The sequence below is a fragment of the Clostridium sp. CX1 genome, from assembly GCF_025398335.1.
GTDB classification, from domain to species: Bacteria; Bacillota; Clostridia; order Clostridiales; family Clostridiaceae; genus Clostridium_AM; species Clostridium_AM tanneri.
In genome coordinates this window covers 1-19,716 of sequence record NZ_JAODOO010000010.1, presented here as the reverse complement: position 1 = coordinate 19,716, position 19,716 = coordinate 1, and the positions used below count along the sequence as shown (strand labels likewise).

Sequence of the window (19,716 nt, the reverse complement as noted above, 5' to 3'; positions counted from 1 at the left end):
GATAGTTCTTTTTTAATCAAAGGAATAAATCATCACTACAAAATTGTAGGGGATTGCTTACTTTTCTACATCAATCTTCATTTTTATATTCATATTGACAGTTTATACATTAACAACATCTAATTATATACTACTATTATTCCCAAAAGCAACACATTTACTGTATTTATATTTAGGATTTTCACAACAACTATTACTTGTAAATCATAAAAGCTAGAAAAGACGAGATAACTTAGAGTAACTAAATTACCTCGCCTTTTATTTATATAAGCTATTTAAGTAATCTAAAAGCAGTTTCACATTGTATTGCTACACCAATAGGTAAACAGTCTTCATCAATATCAAATAGACTTCCATGGGCAGGATGTATTATTCCTTTACTTTCGTTTCTAGAGCCTAGATAGTAAAAAGCAGCTGGCCTTTCCATAGAGAAATATGCAAAACTTTCAACGCCCATACTTGGGCTATCTAGTATTTTTATATTTTCTTTTCCTATAACCCTCTCTGCTGAACTTAAAAGCGTCTTTACTGTATCATCATTATTGTACAGACATGGGTAACTTTCTTCTATATCTATCTCGCACTGTCCTCTCATAGAGAGAACTATTCCTTCCACCACTTCCACAAGTCTTTTCTTAACATATTCTCTATGTTCTGTTCTCATGGTCCTTATAATTCCTGAAATAACCACTTCTTCAGGGATTATATTTTGAGCAGTACCTCCATGAAAAGAACCTATTGTTAAAACTGCTGGATCCGTTGGAGGAAGCTCCCTGCTTATTATATTTTGAAGAGCCATAACTACAGAGCTTCCTATAACTATTGGATCTATTCCAGTATGAGGACGTGCCCCATGCGCTCCCCTACCTTTTATTTTTATAGTAAAGGGATTAGATGCAGCGTTAACTACTCCCCACTTAATTCCAACCTTACCTACTTCTATGTTCTCATCTACATGTAGTCCTATAACGCTGTCTACATGAGGCCTTTCAAGAACTCCTTCCTTTATCATAACCTGCGCTCCGCCAGTAGTTTCTTCCGCTGGCTCAAATAGTAATTTTATGTTTCCATTTAATCTATCTTTAACCCTATTTAAAACCTTTCCTACTCCAAGAAGTATAGTAGTGTGAGCATCATGTCCGCAGGCATGCATTTTTCCTTTTACTGCAGAACTATACGCACATCCCTTTTTATCTTCCAGTGGAAGAGCGTCTATATCTCCTCTTATACCTATTGTCTTTTCACCATTACCTCTTATTATTGCACATACACCAGTTCCAGCAGTTTCTGAGAACTCTATTCCCTCTCTTCTTAGAAAATCTTTTATCTTTTCTGAGGTTCTATGCTCCTCATAACCAAGCTCTGGATTTTTATGAAAGTCTCTTCTTATTTCTACTAATTCATCCTTAATTTCTTTAGCCATCTTAAAAAAATCTAGTTCCATTGTCAACTCTCCAATCTTTTTAATTAACAATTATGAAATAACATTTATATTTAGTTATTAACTTTCTTATTCCCAACCTAGTTCTATCTGATCTCCGTTTTTAAGGCTATCGTAATATCCTGCACTATTTCCATTTAAGCGTAGATAAAGGTTTCCTTTTGGTACCGTTAAATCAAATTCTATGTAGTTAAAAATATCTACAAATATATACTCCTTCTTACCCTTTAGAGTAATAGATTTATCGTTAACTATAATCTCAATTTCCTCAGAATTATTTTTATCTAACTCAAGATCTATATACTCTCTGCTGCTTACTTCACTGATAGTATCTTTGTCATTATCAATATTATAGCTTTCTGTACTGCTGCTGAAGTTATTGTCTTCTTTACCTTTTTCAACAATCTCTTCTTTTAAGCTTCCGTCAACTCTTTCAGATTCTTCATTCTTAATTCTATATATCCTATTTTCATCCTTTATAACATAGTTATCTGACAATTCCACTCCATCTAAAAAGTACTTATAATCTAATGAATTATCTGTATAATACTTTTTATAATCTCCCAAGGTTTCAGGAAATATTATTTGTACTTCGTCCCCTTCTCTAATATCATCCTCTATACCTGCTTTTTTCCCATTAATAATGCCAATAGGTTCTAAATTTTCTATTATGTCATTAATAAAAAAACTTACTGAGTAAAGTTTCTTAACATAGTCCTTTATCTTTGGCGATGCATCTTTTCCAGCTTTAGCATAGATAATGTTTACGGTATCTCCCTCTTTTACCTCTTCATCTATGCTTTTTGCAACTCCATTTATAAAAATTTCTGCATTGGAAGCAAGTGAGCCAAAGGCAACTCGTTTTATGCCATTTAAATTAAATCTCATATTTCTTCCGTTTTTACCTATAAGTATCTTAGGATCAACTCCAGCCTGCATCATAACGTCCATTACTGTATGCTTATGTGAATTAAATAAACTAATCACCGTTCCATTCACCGTTACATCAATAAAGTCATGACCTAGCCTTTTTATTGAAATCAATGCGATACCAAGAACTGTTACCCCAATGCTTCCCATAGAATTATCCTGACAGACACAATCGACTACTGCATCTCTTCCTCTTATTCCGATTCTTTGGATAGGTATATTAAGCTTTTCCGCCAAAAATTCTTTAAGCATTGGGGTATGTGCTCCACCTCCAACAAGAAATATAGCATTTGGGGATTTATCTCCATTTAATCTTATAACAGTAGCGCCTATTTCCTCTGCTATTTTTCTCACAACAGGAGTAATTAGTTTAATTACTTCTTCAGAAGTTATCTCATTTTCTAAACCCAATACATCTACATAAGAGATTATCTCCTTGTTAGTACAATCCTTCTTTATATTCTCTGCAGTGTTGAAGTCTACTAAATAACTTTGTGCTATAGTCTCTGTTACCTCATCACCAGCAATTGGAACCATCCCATAGGCACTTATGCTGTCCTTGCTGCTTATAGCTATATCAGAAGTTCCTGCACCTATATCTACTAGTGCTATATTTAGAAGCCTTAAATTCTTGGGTATAGCTGCTTCCATAGCTGCTATAGGCTCTAAAGTTAAACTTGCCACTTGAAGCCCTACTTTATTCATAACTGCATAAAGGCTATCCACTACAGATCTTGGCAAAAATGTTGCTATAATTTCCGCTGATATGATTTCTCCCTTATGTGCAAGCAAATTATTTATTATGTATCCGTTTAAAAAATAATTTCTGACACTGTACCCAACACAATAGAGCTTTCCTTCACTTTGGTCATTAATTTCTTCTTCAGCAGCTTTAACTGCTGTAAGTTCAAGACTTCTCACTGTATCATTATCTATTTCTCTATCATAGTCTAATTTAAGTTCAGCCTTTGAAATTACTGTTCTCAAAAATCTTCCAGCTGCAGCAATTGCAACCTTTTCCATCTTCATATTTAGACTTTCTTCCAGCTTTTTCTTTACATTGTTCACTGCCGCAGCAACTAGCCCTATATCATGAATTTGTCCATCTATCATAGACCTTTCTTCATGTTCTATAGAATATTCTGCCACTACATGAAATTTCTTATCCTTTACAATCCCCGCTGTGCCTATTACTGAACGGGTACCTATATCCAATGCAAATATAACGTCTTGGGTATTTATATTAATGTTGTCCATATTTCATACCTCTTTTTTGATAATTTAAAAGCTCATATTCTAAGAATATGAGCTTAATAAAATTATATAACATTATGAATAAACATTCAATAAACTACTCTGTTATCTTTAATGTACCTTCATTTTCATTTATATATGGTAATGTTTTTATTATTTCGTAAACATACTTTAATCCTGATCTTTCACCCTTTAAAAGTTCACCTTTTTCAACCTCATTATAGCAAAGCATATTGCACCAGAAGTCCACAAAATCATCCTTAGTTACAAAATGAGTGTTATCGTTATCTTTAACTACAAAACCACTCTGAAATTTTTCCACTATATCAATATTCTTAATTTCATCCTTTGATAAAATTACATTTACATCATCCCACATTTTTTGAAATGCAACCATTGGTTTCCCTCCTGATTTTTATCTTTGTATTCAAATCTATATATAGTATATCATATATTATGTAGAAGTCAAAGACTTTGTTACACAGCCACTTAATAATGTATCACATTTTGTTTGTTTATAATAATAATCAGCTATTATTGTATATTATTATAAACAACTTCTCCAATATATTTATAACCTTTGTCACTAGGGTGACCAGTATTTGTTCCACTGCCTCCAGAGTAATCGTTAGCTCCCATTCCAAATAGGCCCTGCTTTTGTGCTTCAGTATAATCTTCAAAATATGCTTTGTAAATATCTATAATACCAGTGTTATAAGTATCTGCTATTTCATACATAGATGCTACATATGCAGCCCAATTTGTTGTCCATGTATCAGCAGGTTTTTGGTTTGGAATTAAACATACACTACTACCTCTTCCTTGCCAATAGGTTACTAAGTCTATCATGTTCGCTTTAAAATCTTCAACAGGAACGTCATTTGCTGCTTCATTAAGTCCAAAGGATAAAAGTACTAAATTTGGCTCTGCTAATGTGTCCCAACTTTTCTTTTGTGAAAGTGCATTAAAATAACTTGCTCCTTTGCTGGAAATTGCTATTTTATCTACTTGAATTCCTGTTGGACTTGATAAAGCAATTGCACCTTCTATATAAATACTTGCTGTTGTATTAGGAGTTATTATCAGCGTGTGCTTAGTGTTGCTTAAACCTGAATAAGAAACTTTATGAGAGAAACTAGTTGTTTCCCCCAAACAATTTATAGTTCCTACTTCTGCACCATCTATTGTTACTGTAGCTGTACCACCATCTGTTACCTTGGAGTATAGTAAATCTAAATCTGTCCCAGTGAAAACTAAAGTTGCTGGTGAAGCATTTTTAGCAGAAGTTGCAAAACAACCACCAAAGCCGCCAACATTAGAAACAATAGTATTTTTAGCGCCAGAAACACTCCAACCTTCTCCTAATGTCCATCTAGGATTAGTGCCAGAAGGTAATGCTCCTTCATATACACTAATAAAACCTTCTCCTGCATTCCCGTACTTATTTTGTAAAGAGGATTTCATTATTCCAACCCAAGACTTATTTACCTCATCACTGGAATATTCTCCTCTTGTGTTAGATTCACCTATACAATATATTTTTACTTTCTGCGTATTTGTATTTTTCAACGCATTTTTATATTTTGACAAAGCTTCATCGATATTATACCCATATTTTTTATAAGGTGATGGCTCTTCAATTGTTTCTGGCGGTGGTTCAACGTTTTTTGATAGGTTATTTTTTCTTAATGAACTTGCAAAAAATACCGCACAAGATACAGCTACAGCAGAAATAATTAATAGTTTTCCTCGCATATTCATACTCCTTCATAGATTTTTTTCTCCTAGGTTTTAAGGCCTTTAGAGTCCCTATATTTTAATATGTGTAAAAATGCTGCATTAAATGCATTTTAAGGAATTGTTGCTTAGTATTTATGTAATAATCCACTATCAATAACTACTAATGCATCAAACTTTCTTTCTATACCATTACTAAAAATAATACTTATATATTTTCCTTCAATTTTAGATATCTTTCCACTACCATAGGCTTTGTGGACTATATCTTCCCCCAATTGATAAGGAATGTTAACTGCCGCTTCCTTCTTATGTAGCTCCTCTACACCTATGTCAAATTCCTTAATAAATCTCGAAAGTGATCTCCCCCTTCCTTTCAAGGTTTTAGTGGTGTACATATATATATTATGTATTGCTCTTGTAATTGCTACATAAAATAATCTTCTTTCTTCTTCTAGGTTTTGCGGAATACTGTTTATGTGAGGTATAACTTCCTCGTCACAGTTAATTATAAATACGTTAGTAAATTCCATCCCTTTTACACCATGTATTGTACTCAAAACAACTCCATTTGTGTCCTTAGACTTTTTTTTAAGCTGATCCTTTAGAGTATCTATATGAAGAAGGAAGTTGGTTATACTATTATAATCTTCTGCAGCTTCTTTAAACTCTTCCAAAACATCCTTCAGTTCCGAAGTATCAGCTTTCACTCTCTGACTATATTCTCTTATGTAGTCCAGGTACCCTAAATTATTTATGATAAAATTTATTGCATCCTTAAGATTCATTTTATTTAACCTTAGAATATCCCTCTCTAAAGTTTCAATATTTTTAATTTGAAAAATAGGCATATCCTCTATATTTCTTAGTATTTCGAAGCAATTGTCTTTAATTATACTTTTTCTAACTTTCTCAATATTAACCTTACTAATATATCTAAAGGGCTTATTTATTATTCTTACAAAGCTTTCTCTATCAGTACTGTCAATACTTAGCTTTAAAAAAGCTATAATATCCTTGCATACAAAGTGTTCAAAAAAATCATACTCCTTGTCCATAAGCATAAGGGGGATATCTTTTTTTAATAAGGCTTCAATAATACTTCTACTCTCCATATTGGTCCTATATAAAATCGCCATGTCTTTGTAAGTATAGTTATTTTCTTTAATTAAGCCCTCTATACTTTCTATAATTCTTTCTGACTGACTTTTCTCGTTTTCCACATTATATATCTTAATGTTTCCCCTTTCACTTTTATTGGCTTCAATTTCCTTGTTGTTTCTGTTTTTGTTATTTTGAATTAACTTTTTTGATAGGGAAACTATATTCTCTGAGCTTCTATAATTAATACGCAAAAATATCTTCTGTCCATCTTTGAAATATCTGTCAAACTCAACCATACAGTCTGGTCTTGATCCCCTAAAACCATATATACATTGATCTTCATCTCCTACTGCAAATATAGAGTTCTCTACTCCAAGCATTTGTAGCAACTCAACTTGAAGTTTATCGCAATCCTGAAACTCATCAACTAGTATATATTTAAAAAGTGATCTGTATCCATCTAGAAGTTCTGGTTTTTCTAGAAACAATTTTTTTGTATTAAGCTGAAGATCATCAAAATCCATCAGTCTATTTTCCTCTTTATAATTCTCATAAGCAGTAAAGCATTCTCTAAATATTGCCTTATCTATCTTGGATTTAAAGTCATTTATATCTACTTGGCTATTTTTAAAAAGTGAAATATCATTAATTATCTCCTTAACTTTTTCATCACTTACAGAGTCAAGAAAGGAGATTAGCACTCCATTAACTAACTTATAGACCTCAGAGGTTTTTATTATATTTATATCTCCTTTATGCCTAGATAGTATTTTATAAAATAAGGCATGAAAGGTTCCAAAAAAAGGAGACCTGCTAGCTTTTGTTAGCTTTAAAAATCTTTCCTTCATATTCAAAGCAGCAGCCCTTGTAAAAGTTATTACTATCATGTTATCAACACTAACCCTTTTATTGACTATAAGATGTACAATTCTACTTATAATAACAGTAGTTTTGCCACTGCCTGGTGGGGCTACCACCAGAACATTTTTATCTTCTGCAAATACTGCCCTTTTTTGGTATGAATCTAAATTATTATTTCCAATCATCATTTTCTCCCTTTGCATAATTCAACTTATAAATATATAATATCTATTATATATTTATAAGCTTACAATAGTAGACTTTTTAACACTATTGTAATAATTTTAGTAAAGTATTACAATGTGTATATACATAATTGTTAACTTTATTCATTTTATTAAAACATGTAGAGGAGTTTTTGTTATGGAATATACTAAGAATTTTGATGTGAGAAACGGAAGAAATCTTACAATGCTAGTAGATTTTTACGAACTTACAATGGGCAATGGGTATCTTGAAAGCGATATTGGAAACAAGATAGCTTATTTTGATATGTTCTTTAGAAGAGTTCCTGATGGCGGTGGCTACTGCATAATGGCTGGGGTGCAACAGGTAATTGAATACTTATCCAACCTTAAGTTTTCCAAGGATGACGTTGAGTACTTAAAGAGTAAAAATATATTCTCAAAAGAGTTTTTGGATTATTTAGAAAACTTCCAATTTAGCTGTGATGTCTGGGCAGTTCCAGAAGGAAACCCGGTGTTTCCAAATGAGCCTTTAATTACTGTTAAAGGTCCAGCTATTCAGGCACAATTTATTGAAACTATGATTCTTCTTACAATAAACCATCAAACTTTAATAGCTACTAAAGCCAATAGGATTTGCAGAGCTGCAGAGGGAAAGTCTGTAATGGAATTTGGTTCAAGAAGAGCTCAAGGTTACGATGGAGCTATATACGGTGCTAGGGCTGCTGCTATTGGAGGTTGTTCTTCTACTGCATGTGCTATCGCAGAGCAAATGTTTGGAATTCCAGCCATAGGTACCATGGCTCACAGTTGGATTCAGTTATTTCCAACAGAATATGAATCCTTTAAGGCTTGGGCTGATGTATACCCAGATAACTGTATCTTACTTATTGATACATACAATGTACTTAAGTCTGGCTTACCTAATGCTATAAAGGTTTTCAATGAAGTCCTTATTCCTAAAGGTTATAGACCTAAGGGTATAAGAATAGACAGTGGTGATATAACTTATCTCTCAAAAAAATGCAGGGAAATTCTTGATGCAGAAGGTTTCAGTGATGTAAAAATCATTGTATCAAATTCTCTTGATGAATTTATTATCAGGGATGTATTAAGTCAAGGAGCTCATATAGATTCTTTTGGAGTTGGTGAAAGACTAATTACTGCCAAATCAGAGCCAGTCTTCGGAGGAGTATATAAGTTAGCAGCAGTGGAAGATAACTCTGGAAATATAGTAGCAAAAATAAAAATAAGCGAAAATGAAGAAAAAATAACAAATCCAGGCTTTAAGAAGATCTATAGAATATTTGATAAGGCAGAAAATAAAGCTATTGCTGATTTAATAACGTTAAACGATGAAGTAATAGACGAAAATGAACCTATAGAAATATTTGATCCTGTTTTTACTTGGAAAAAGAAAAAGATTAAAGAGTATTATGTTAAAGAGCTTATGGTGCAGATTTTTGATAAGGGGCAGCTAGTCTATGAAAGTCCTGAAGTTATGGATATAAGAGAAATTGTTAAACAGGAAACTGAACGAATGTGGCCAGAGGTTTTAAGATTCGAAAATCCTCATACTTACTATGTAGATTTATCAAAAAAACTGTGGAATTTAAAACAAGAATTGCTTCATAAGTATTCAAGTAACTATGAAGAATAGCTTGTGCAATTAGTAAAAGCGGCGATATAGCCGCTTTTATGTTATAATCACCATTTTATCTTTTTAAAATTATATATCAAAACAGCACTTTTCTCTTTTTAACTATTAATTCTACTAGTCTTTATCTTAATTATAGATTAAAATATCTTACCCTTTGTCCATTGTTTATAGATATTGATTATGTCTCTCTAAATAAGTTTCTCTTATAAAGTTTAAGTCTCTTTCTAAAAAGTCTAAATCACTTTTTTCACTATCAACCCTGTGCATCTTATAACTAGGAACATTTTTAAAAGGACAAATACCGCCTGTCCCTTTGTAGTTATATAAAGCACAATCCTTAAAACACTCTACATCATTTTCGTACGTTGATAAAAATGGGCATTCCTCCATTATCATACACCCTCTCCTAAAAAGATATTATCATGTTACCCCTATTATACAACAACCATATGTAAAAATGAATATAATTTACCAAATTTTAAAAATTTTCATTCCTTTGCTATTTGGACTTTTGTTTTACTAATATTTCTTTAGCATTATTTAAATTGAATAATGCCTGTATAAGTGATATAATCTTGGATAGTTACTTTATTATAAAGTACATCTTTAATAGTAAAAAAGTATAAAAAATATACTTAGTTTACATGCATCCCATCATCCATCGTAGCAAATTTAAAGGGGAGTTGTTTTATGGACAAGGAAATCAAAGTCATGAAGATAAGAAATAAAGAATATACCTGTTCTGTGGAGTTAACTTTGGATATAATAGGTGGAAAATGGAAACCCTTAATTCTATGGCACCTGGGAACAGGAGGAACTAAAAGGTTCAGCGAAGTAAAAAAATCTCTGCCTGGAATTACCCAGAAAATGCTAACTCAACAATTAAGAGAACTTGAAGCAGATGGTATGATTAATAGAAAAATATACCCCCAAGTTCCACCAAAGGTTGAATATTCTTTAACAATTGAAGGAAAAAGCTTGATGCCTATTTTAGACACTATGTGTAAATGGGGAAAAGAATATTATGAAAAAGTTCAAAAATGCTTGGAACTAGAAAAGGATCATTCCGTCGCAAAATAAATTAATGTAAATAAGTAGCCTATACCATTAAAGTATATACTACTTATTTTTTTATTTTTTGGTTAAACTAACTATGATAAAAATTTATTGAAAAGGAGTTGGTCATATGTATCTTCCAAGTATATCCCTTTCATATTTCTTTTTAGCAGTAGCTATAATTGCAATTGCTGCCTACTTATATTTTAGACTTTTGATAGTTAAAAGTTCTCCTGATAACTCTAATAGAGAAAAAATAATTGGGAATATGAAAGATCCGGAGAGTTGGAGAGAAAGAAATAGAAAAATGTCCTATGTTTGTATTTTCTGGTTTGTGGTTTCTATAGCAGCTTTTGCGTACTTGAAATTTTTATATTCAGTTGCCTTAATTCCAATAATTTATTTAATCATTTATGCGGTACTTATAGTTTTGTCTTTAATATTTTTTCCACGGACAAAAAAGAAGGCTTCTGCTTAAAAGCCTTCTTTTTTCTTTCATCCTAGTAGGTAATTAGTGTATATATCCATATTAATCTGACTTTATTATATCGACAAAACTTTTAATAATAAGAGCTGTGAATCCCCATATAATATAATCATTATATTTATAAAAATACTCAGGTATCTTTCCAACCCTAAATTGATAATCCTTACCATTCCTTATTAAATGGTAAGGAAAATCCTCTCCTGGATTCGGTACTAAAGGCAATTCGAAAAGCTCTGGTGAACTCTCTATAAAAAACTCTAGCGGAACCTTAAATACATGGTCAACTTCTTCTCTATTAGGCTTAATTTCACTTTTATTTAGCTTCGCAACAAAAGGATACATTATAAAACCATAAGGAGTAACTACATAATCCATATCTCCTATTACTTCTATATCATCTCTTTGTAAGTTCAATTCTTCCATAGTCTCTCTTATAGCCGCTTCTCTCGGTGTTTCTCCCTTTTCTACTTTTCCACCTGGCAGACATATATCGCCAGGTTGTCTTCTCAAAGTTAATGATCTGACCTCAAAAATAACACTTGTTTTTTCACCTTCGTCTAATAGTAAAATAGTTACTGCACTCTTTTTATGATTTCCTAAGATACCGGCTTCTCTATTTTTAAAGCTTTTCTCTACCTTATTTAACATACAACATTCCTCCACTCCTGCAATAGGTTTCACTATAGTTATTTTGTGATAACTTTCGATTAATTTTTTATAACCAGGTTCATATAGATTGTAAATTTTTTTTCTAAGTGTTATACTTTAAAATAGTTCTGTAGATAAATAAAACCTTATCTATAGTCTAATTATAATATTTAATATTGTAATATGTATATAAAATTATTGTAAATGGAGAGATGAGCCGTGAAATCAAAAAAGTTACCTTTATTATTATCGTTTTTTCTTACTTTCTCACTAACCTTTAATGTATTTGCTGCAGAGGATACGACAAAAGTAGAACCTGAAATTCATGGTAAAGCAGCTATTACAATAGATATGAAAACAGGTGAAATAATTTATGCAAAGGATATAGACAAGCAAATGTATCCTGCAAGTACTACAAAGCTTTTGACAGCATTACTTCTTGCAGAAAATAAAGGCAAGACAGATATGCTTAGTTATACAGAAGGTGCTAAAAGTCAACCTGAATATTCTCTTAACATAAACTTACATTCTATCGATGTAGGCGAAAAGATGTCTGCCGAAAATGCTATGGACGGTCTTTTACTTTATTCCGGAAACGATGTTGCTTATATGATTGCTGAAAATGTAGGAACAAGTGCAAAAGATTTTGAAAATAAAATGAATGAAGAAATAAAAAAATTAGGTCTTAAAAACACCCATTTTATTACACCTAATGGGCTTCATGATGCAAATCATTATACTACAGCTTATGATTTAGGTATAATTGCTAAGACTGCCTCTCAGAATTCATGGGTAAAAGAATCTATGGGTAAGTTAAAAAGTACCATAAAGACTTCCAAAGGTACAACATTCATAATAGAAAATAGAAATAAACTTTTAGGACAAGATGGTTATATTGGAGGTAAAACTGGATATACTGCCGCTGCAGGAAGGTGCCTTGTAGCTGTAAAAGAAAAGGATGGACGAAAAATTCTAGGAGTTGTGATGAATTCAGTATATGACCAAAATGATACTATGGTTTTTGAAGATATGAAAAAAATTATGGACTGGAGTTATTCTATAAAGCCTGAAACTCTACATAAAAAAGACTCAGTAATAACAACTAAAACTGTTAAGTATAAGCCTTTAGGATTTATAGGCCCAGAGAGAACTATAGATGTACCAGTAGTAATAAAGGATGATAGCAAATACTACAACAATGCAGTAAATAAAAGTGAATTAAAAGAAGAAATAAAGCTAGATAACATAACTGTTGCAAGCTTAAAAGGAAACAATCCCATTGGTACTTTAACGATTAAAGAAAGAAACGCATCTAAGGATTATAAACTATACGCAAATGTGCCGAAAGGAACAGTTACAAAGACTAACTTACCTATATATGGTGTAGCAGCTCTTGTAGTATTAGCTGCAGTTGCCGTTGTAGCGTTTATAGTTAAAAAAATACTAGATATTAAGAGAAGAAGAAGAAGAGGAAAGTATATTTAATTTATAAAAGAGAGAGCATACCGGTTTTTATACTGGTATGCTCTCTCTTTTAGTTGTTTAAGTTTTTGCGTATACATTTACCTACATATGAAAAAAATAAATATCACCTGTAATTAACATAAACTTTTTTAAATTATAATATGATTAATACAAGCAATATACAAAGGGGGATTTAGATGAAAATTGAATTTAATGGCGCAGCTGGTTGCGTTACCGGCTCCTGCCACTTACTTAAAGTTAAGGGTAAAAACATTTTGTTAGACTGCGGGATGTATCAAGGAAAAGATGAGCATGATAGAGGTAACGAAAGCTTCTTCTTCAATCCTAAAGACATTGATTTTGTAATTCTATCCCATGCCCATATAGATCATAGTGGGAGGATTCCTCTTCTATATAAGCAGGGATTTAAAGGAACTGTCCTATGCACGGAAGGAACATTAGATCTGTGTAATGTAATGTTGGCAGACAGTGGACATATTCAAGAATTTGAAATGGAGTGGAAAAATAGAAAAAGAATTAGACAAGGTTTACCTTTACTAGAACCTCTATATACCTCAAAAATAGCCCAAGTTTCCATGTATCTTTTTAAAGGATATCCTTATGACCAATGGGTGGAACCTTTCGACGGCTTTAAAATTAGATTTAGAGATGCTGGACACCTATTAGGTTCAGCTATAATAGAAATGCTTATATCTGAGGATAATAAACAAACTAAAATTGTTTATACCGGAGATCTTGGAAATAAGCATATACCTATATTAAAAGATCCTACTATTATTGATTACGCAGATTATGTAATTATGGAGACCACCTATGGTAACAGACTTCACGGCAATTTATCCTCAGAACTAAAGGATTTCGCAGATATTATAAAAGGTACCTTTAGAAAAGGAGGTAATGTTATAATCCCTTCCTTTGCTGTAGGAAGAACCCAAGAGGTTTTATATGCTTTAAATAATTATATAGAAAATAATATGCTGCCAAATGTTTCTGTTTACGTAGATAGTCCTCTAGCCTCTGAATCTACTGCAATATTTGCTAAACACCACAAATATTATGATGATGAAGCTACCAAGCTTTTAAATAGTGGAGATGACCCTTTATGGTTCAATGGTCTAACCTTTACAAAATCAGCTGAAGAATCGATGAAACTTAATAAAATTCAAAAAGGAGCAATTATAATATCTGCTAGCGGCATGTGTGAGGCTGGGAGAATAAAGCATCACTTAAAGCATAATTTGTGGAGAAAAGAATGCTCTATAGTATTTGTAGGATATCAAGCGGAAGGCACATTAGGAAGAAATATAATTGAAGGTGCTAAGAAGGTTAGGATATTTGGCGAAGAAATTGCCGTAAATGCAAAGATTTATAACATGCATGGTCTTTCAGGTCATGCAGATCAGAATGGCCTTATAGACTGGCTAGAAGGGCTAAGAGCTAAACCAGAGAAAGTAATACTAGTTCACGGGGACAATAACGCCCAGCAGGGATTTAAGGAGTTACTAGAGCTCAATGGCTATTCTACTTTTATAGCTAAACCTGGTGATAGCTTTATACCTGGTAAGTTACCACAGAAATTTAGCTTAGTTAGAAATAAGATTGTCTCAATTGTCAATTCTGTTGAGGATTTAGATGCTATGGATAAGAACCTTCTATTAGATCAGATAAGAGATGCTATAAAAGACATTTAAACTATTAATCTTTAAAAATAATTTTTTAGGTAATACTAAAGATATATTCAATTTATTAATTAAGGAGTGATTTTGTGGAAAGTGTGATTATGGCTCTAACAATTGATCCAAGAACAGCTCATGCACCTCAAGTACAAACGGTTTTAACTAAACATGGCTGTATAATTAAAACCAGGATAGGTCTTCATGAAGTTCATTCAGATCATTGTTCTGAAAAAGGTTTAATAATTTTACATATCTGTGCAGAGCTTGATAAAATAAAGGATCTTGAAAGAGAGCTTTTAGATGTAAAAGGTGTATCCGTAAAATATATGACACTATAAAAAACCCCCATCTCCAGGATGGGGTTTTTACTTGGTTAAATTTTTATTGCCAGCTCTGGACATCTTGTTATACACAATCCACATCCAAAGCACTTTGTCTTATTTATAACAGCTGTATCCTTAATTTCTATAGCATTATAGGTACAGCCTCTAGCACATTTTCCACAGGATATACATCTTCCCCTGTCTATATTAGGAAAAACTGGTGAAGTTATTACCTTCCTTTCAGCTATCTTCCTAGCTGTTAAGCCTCTTATTTCCTCAATAGTATTGTACCCATGGTTATTTAACCAACTATCCATTTCCCCTATTATTCTAGAGTATACAGTTGGTCCTTCCAGTATAGCTGCAGTACAGATTTGGACAGCAGATGCTCCTGCCATAACCATAGCTATTACATCTTCTCCGCTAGAAATTCCTCCTGCTCCAATTACAGGAACCTTTACAGAATTTGCTATAGAATAAACATACCGTAGGGCTATTGGATTTAAAGACTTACCTGAAAGCCATCCATATCCTTTTTCGCTACCAAGATAGGGTAATCCCGTTTCTATATCGATATTGAGACATGGACCTAAGGAGTTTATTGCGACAAATCCATCAGCACCTTCCTCTACCAGTCTTTTTACATACCATCCTATCTTAGTAATACCAGGGCTGATTTTTATATATACAGGTTTATCAGTGAGTTTTGCTATTTTTAAGGATTTAATTACAGGCTCTATATCCTTTTCCATGTAATGAGTTGATATTTCTATTACATCTGCATAAGGAGATACTATAGGTATCAGCCTTTCTATTTCTTCTGCAGTATATCCTAAGCTTACTATAAAAGGCACTCCAGAATACTTACACTTTTCATATTCCTCCTTTACCCACTGTTCTGCAGATATTTCAGACCATAATTCACTATTTAAAAAAAGTCCACTTTTAGTTTGCTGCATACAGGGCCTCGGTATTTCCGCCGGCTCCTGAGAAATGGTTTTTGTAACTAAAGCTCCTACGCCCTGTCTTACACATTCCATCATACACTCAGCATTTCTAACCTGTGGACCAGCAGCAGGCATAACTGGATTCTTTAATCTTATGCCACGAAGGTTTACGCTTAAATCTGCCATATAACTCCCCCCAATCAATTATTCTATTAAATCATCAGCAATTCTAAATATATATAAATTAAGTTTTAAACTCTTCTATATAAATAATTTCTACATTTTTTATTATTTTCCTTCTTAACAAAATTACTCTATTCTAATAACTCCCTCATTAAATTATATTAGTTATATAAAAAAATTATGGCTTTCCTTTTGGAAAGCCATAATTTTTTAGCTGTTAGCAGCTATATCCATATCATAGTCGTATTGTTGTTGCATTAACTCAGCAACATAGTTTACAAGATCTATAGTTCTACAGGAATATCCCCATTCATTATCATACCAAGAAACTACTTTTATCATGTTATCACTAATTACCATTGTTGATAAACCGTCTACTATAGAAGACCTATCATCACCTTTATAATCTATAGATACAAGTGGTTCCTCTGAATATCCAAGTATTCCTTCCATATATCCTTCTGCAGCTTCTTTAAATGCATTGTTAACCTCTTCTACTGTAACAGGTTTGGATAGTTCACAAACTAAATCTGTTAAGGAAACTGTAGGAGTTGGTATTCTTACTGAGAATCCGTTTAACTTTCCTTTAAGATTTGGAAGTACCTTTTCTACAGCTTTAGCAGCACCTGTAGTAGTTGGTATTATTGACTCCCCTGCTGCTCTTGCTCTTCTCAAATCCTTATGAGTTTTATCTAATATTCTTTGGTCATTTGTATAGGAATGTATAGTTGTCATTAATCCCTTTACAATTCCAAAGTTATCGTCTAAAACTTTAGCGAAAGGAGCTAAACAGTTAGTAGTACAAGATGCATTTGAAATTACACTGTGATTTTCTATATCTAAATCCTTTTCATTTACTCCCATAACAACAGTAATGTCTTCATCCTTTGCTGGAGCAGTTAATATAACTTTTTTTGCACCAGCCTTTATGTGTTTCATAAGTTTTTCTTTAGTTTTAAAGATTCCTGTAGATTCGATAACTATATCTACACCAAGTTTTTTCCATGGCAAGTTCTCAGGATCATTTTCATTATATATTTTAATTTCGGAACCATTTATTATAATAGAGTTTTCTGTAGTCTTTATGTTTCCTCTAAATCTTCCATAACAAGAATCATATCTGAAAAGATGAGCTAAGGTATCACTATCTGCTCTAGCATTAATAGCTACAATCTCAACGTTATCATCTAATCTTTCCTGAGCAATTCTAAGTGCTGCTCTTCCTATTCTTCCAAATCCATTAATAGCAACTTTTATAGACATTTATTTTTCCCCCTAAATCTTGTATGATATATTATTCAAATAATTACACATCATAATATCTTTATTTATTAATAATATATGCACACTATTTAATATATGTGCTATATTATTTATAACAATAATATTTATTTATGTCAATTATATTTTACGTATCTTTATTAGGGAATATCTCAATCTTTCATTATATATCTTAATTTTGCTACACTATATACCCATTTATATATATTTTATACTTATATGGTTAATATCTTATTACCGTTCTGCTGACATTACTCCACCTGTGGAATATGGCAGCGACATGATTAAATATATCATCGAAGAATATAAGTCCTCAATTATAGAAAAGCTCTTTTCTCATCCTTCATTTATATAAATATAGGATATATTCTTTTGTAGATATAACTAACTTTTTAGATGGAAATTTACACACAAGAAATGAAGCTGTCTCTATAATAAGGATTATAGTTAAAAGTATTGCTAATATTAAGTCAGTTGAAACATCACTTTTCCAATTTATCATATAGATTACAATAGTTACTATCATTAATGAAATTGCTGAAAAGCTTGTTAAAAATAATGCACTCCTCTTTGATAAATTGTAAACAAATCATTGATAATAAAAATTGTAGAACATAAATGTAACTTGACACAAAATGTTCATTAGTATATCATTTAATAAGAGTAATATTTTTCTAAACTACCTTTCGTCCAGGTGATGAGAGGTTTTTATTTTAAAGAAATAGGAGTGAAAAAAATGGCTAAAATTAGAACAAGATTTGCGCCAAGTCCAACAGGATATATGCACGTTGGTAATTTAAGAACTGCATTATACGCTTATTTAATCTCTAAGCATGAAGACGGCGATTTTATATTTAGAGTTGAAGATACTGACCAGGAAAGATTTGTAGAGGGAGCTCTAGATATTATCTACAATACTTTAAAGATTACAGGATTAAAGCACGATGAAGGTCCTGATATAGGCGGACCTGTAGGACCATATGTGCAAAGTGAAAGAACAGCTATATATTTAGAGTATGCTAAAAAACTAATAGACAAGGGTGAAGCTTATTATTGTTTCTGCACAAAGGAAAGACTTGATGCTTTAAGAACTGATGCAGAAGCTAAAAAACAAACACCTAAATATGATAAACATTGTCTTCACCTCTCAAAAGAAGAAATCGAGGAAAAGTTATCATCTGGTATTCCTTATGTAATTAGACAGAATAACCCAACTACTGGAACAACAACCTTTGATGATAAAATTTATGGAACTATCTCTGTAGACAATTCCGAACTTGAAGATATGGTATTGATAAAATCTGACGGTTTCCCTACATATAATTTTGCTAATGTGGTAGACGATCACCTTATGGGGATAACCCATGTTGTTCGAGGAAGTGAGTACTTATCATCATCTCCAAAATACAACAGACTATATGAAGCTTTTGGATGGGAAATTCCGATTTATGTTCACTGTCCTCCAATAATGAAGGATGCTCAGCATAAGTTAAGTAAGAGAAATGGAGATGCCTCCTTTGAAGACCTAATTAAAAAAGGCTATCTAAAAGATGCAGTTCTAAACTACATAGCTCTTTTAGGTTGGAATCCAGGTACTGAAAAAGAGATATTTAGCTTAAAAGAATTAGTTGAAGTATTTGACTATAGAAACATAAATAAATCGCCATCAATATTTGATGATGTTAAACTAAGATGGATGAACAGCGAATATATTAAAATGTTAACCTTAGATGAGTTTAATAAAATGGCTCTTCCTTATTATAAGGAAGTAATAACTAAAGACTTAGACTTTATGAAGATAAGTGAACTAATGCAAACAAGAGTTGAAATATTAACACAAATTCCTGAGCTTATAGATTTATTTGAGGATCTACCTGAATACTCAATTGATATGTATCTACACAAAAAGATGAAAACTACTTTCGAAAATTCCTTAGAGACTCTTGAAAAAATATTACCTAAATTCGAAAACATAACTGATTGGAACCTAAATAATATCCAAAATTCCTGCATGGAGTTAGTGGAAGAACTAGGCGTGAAAAATGGTATCGTGTTATGGCCAATTAGAACTGCTGTATCTGGTAAACAATCCTCTCCAGGAGGAGCCTTTGAAATAGCTGAAATTCTAGGTAAAGAGGAAACAATAAGAAGAATAAAAGTAGGTATTGAAAAACTTCAGACTGCTAAATAAAGCTGTATTCTGATTAAAGAGAACCTTAAAAGTTAAATATAGTTACCTATATATGGACAGATCTCTATCGTTCTGTCAACCTTAACTTAGAAAACAGCCTCTAATACTGACTTTAATTTAAAAAGGATTCAAATTTTTCGTTGTATCTTTTCAAGAACTGAAAAATTTGAATCCTTTTTATATCACATTTAGGTTATCGGCATAAGAGGCTGTAATTCTTATATTTGTAAATAAAAAAAGAAGTAGTTTAATAACTACTTCTTTTTT

At 32.1% G+C, this 19,716-nt stretch carries 16 protein-coding genes; 7 read left to right on the top strand and 9 right to left on the bottom strand.

The genetic code is table 11. The features are described from left to right. Positions 1-271 precede the first annotated feature (271 nt). The 5 genes from N4T77_RS12085 to N4T77_RS12065 form a co-directional block, all read right to left on the bottom strand. Positions 272-1,444, bottom strand: coding sequence for a M20 family metallopeptidase (locus N4T77_RS12085; protein WP_261672057.1), 1,173 nt, complete (start codon positions 1,442-1,444; stop codon positions 272-274). Between the two features lie 66 nt (positions 1,445-1,510). Next, complete coding sequence (locus N4T77_RS12080; protein ID WP_261672056.1) at positions 1,511-3,628, bottom strand: cell division protein FtsA; 2,118 nt, start codon at positions 3,626-3,628, stop codon at positions 1,511-1,513. A 94-nt stretch (positions 3,629-3,722) separates the two neighbouring features. After that, positions 3,723-4,022: a hypothetical protein gene (locus tag N4T77_RS12075; RefSeq protein ID WP_261672055.1), complete on the bottom strand. Its 300-nt coding sequence runs from the start codon at positions 4,020-4,022 to the stop codon at positions 3,723-3,725. 137 nt (positions 4,023-4,159) lie between these two features. Beyond that, positions 4,160-5,380, bottom strand: coding sequence for an SGNH/GDSL hydrolase family protein (locus N4T77_RS12070; protein ID WP_261672054.1), 1,221 nt, complete (start codon positions 5,378-5,380; stop codon positions 4,160-4,162). 110 nt (positions 5,381-5,490) lie between these two features. Then, a complete protein-coding gene (locus N4T77_RS12065; protein ID WP_261672053.1) occupies positions 5,491-7,512 on the bottom strand; it encodes an ATP-dependent helicase in 2,022 nt (673 codons plus the stop codon). A 178-nt stretch (positions 7,513-7,690) separates the two neighbouring features. Here N4T77_RS12065 and N4T77_RS12060 point away from each other — a divergent pair, with 178 nt between their 5' ends. Continuing rightward, positions 7,691-9,172 carry a nicotinate phosphoribosyltransferase gene (locus N4T77_RS12060; protein WP_261672052.1) on the top strand — a complete coding sequence of 494 codons (1,482 nt, stop codon included), beginning with the start codon at positions 7,691-7,693 and terminating at the stop codon, positions 9,170-9,172. Between the two features lie 165 nt (positions 9,173-9,337). Here the strand turns inward: N4T77_RS12060 and N4T77_RS12055 are convergent, their stop codons facing one another. Continuing rightward, positions 9,338-9,568: a hypothetical protein gene (locus N4T77_RS12055; RefSeq protein WP_261672051.1), complete on the bottom strand. Its 231-nt coding sequence runs from the start codon at positions 9,566-9,568 to the stop codon at positions 9,338-9,340. Positions 9,569-9,862: 294 nt separating this feature from the next. Here N4T77_RS12055 and N4T77_RS12050 point away from each other — a divergent pair, with 294 nt between their 5' ends. Together N4T77_RS12050 and N4T77_RS12045 are read left to right on the top strand one after the other, a co-directional pair. Next, complete coding sequence (locus N4T77_RS12050) at positions 9,863-10,252, top strand: helix-turn-helix domain-containing protein (RefSeq protein WP_261672050.1); 390 nt, start codon at positions 9,863-9,865, stop codon at positions 10,250-10,252. A gap of 106 nt (positions 10,253-10,358) precedes the next feature. After that, positions 10,359-10,706, top strand: a complete 348-nt coding sequence (locus N4T77_RS12045) for a hypothetical protein (protein ID WP_261672049.1) — start codon at positions 10,359-10,361, stop codon at positions 10,704-10,706. A gap of 51 nt (positions 10,707-10,757) precedes the next feature. Here the strand turns inward: N4T77_RS12045 and N4T77_RS12040 are convergent, their stop codons facing one another. Then, the gene (locus tag N4T77_RS12040) at positions 10,758-11,363 is read right to left on the bottom strand and encodes a CoA pyrophosphatase (RefSeq protein ID WP_261672048.1); all 606 of its coding nucleotides are present in this window, start codon (positions 11,361-11,363) and stop codon (positions 10,758-10,760) included. Positions 11,364-11,582: 219 nt separating this feature from the next. Between N4T77_RS12040 and N4T77_RS12035 the strand changes: the two genes are divergently transcribed. From N4T77_RS12035 to N4T77_RS12025, 3 genes are all read left to right on the top strand, one after another. After that, a complete protein-coding gene (locus tag N4T77_RS12035) occupies positions 11,583-12,848 on the top strand; it encodes a D-alanyl-D-alanine carboxypeptidase family protein (protein ID WP_261672047.1) in 1,266 nt (421 codons plus the stop codon). Between the two features lie 176 nt (positions 12,849-13,024). Next, a complete protein-coding gene (locus N4T77_RS12030; RefSeq protein ID WP_261672046.1) occupies positions 13,025-14,539 on the top strand; it encodes an MBL fold metallo-hydrolase RNA specificity domain-containing protein in 1,515 nt (504 codons plus the stop codon). 74 nt (positions 14,540-14,613) lie between these two features. Continuing rightward, positions 14,614-14,862, top strand: coding sequence for a hypothetical protein (locus tag N4T77_RS12025; protein WP_261672045.1), 249 nt, complete (start codon positions 14,614-14,616; stop codon positions 14,860-14,862). 35 nt (positions 14,863-14,897) lie between these two features. Here N4T77_RS12025 and N4T77_RS12020 read toward each other — a convergent pair whose 3' ends face one another. Both N4T77_RS12020 and gap read right to left on the bottom strand, forming a co-directional pair. Then, complete coding sequence (locus N4T77_RS12020; RefSeq protein WP_261672044.1) at positions 14,898-15,980, bottom strand: 4Fe-4S dicluster-binding protein; 1,083 nt, start codon at positions 15,978-15,980, stop codon at positions 14,898-14,900. Between the two features lie 207 nt (positions 15,981-16,187). Further along, positions 16,188-17,240: a type I glyceraldehyde-3-phosphate dehydrogenase gene (gap, locus tag N4T77_RS12015; protein WP_261672043.1), complete on the bottom strand. Its 1,053-nt coding sequence runs from the start codon at positions 17,238-17,240 to the stop codon at positions 16,188-16,190. 754 nt (positions 17,241-17,994) lie between these two features. Here gap and gltX point away from each other — a divergent pair. Beyond that, positions 17,995-19,449: a glutamate--tRNA ligase gene (gene gltX / locus N4T77_RS12010; protein WP_261672042.1), complete on the top strand. Its 1,455-nt coding sequence runs from the start codon at positions 17,995-17,997 to the stop codon at positions 19,447-19,449. Positions 19,450-19,716: the final 267 nt, after the last annotated feature.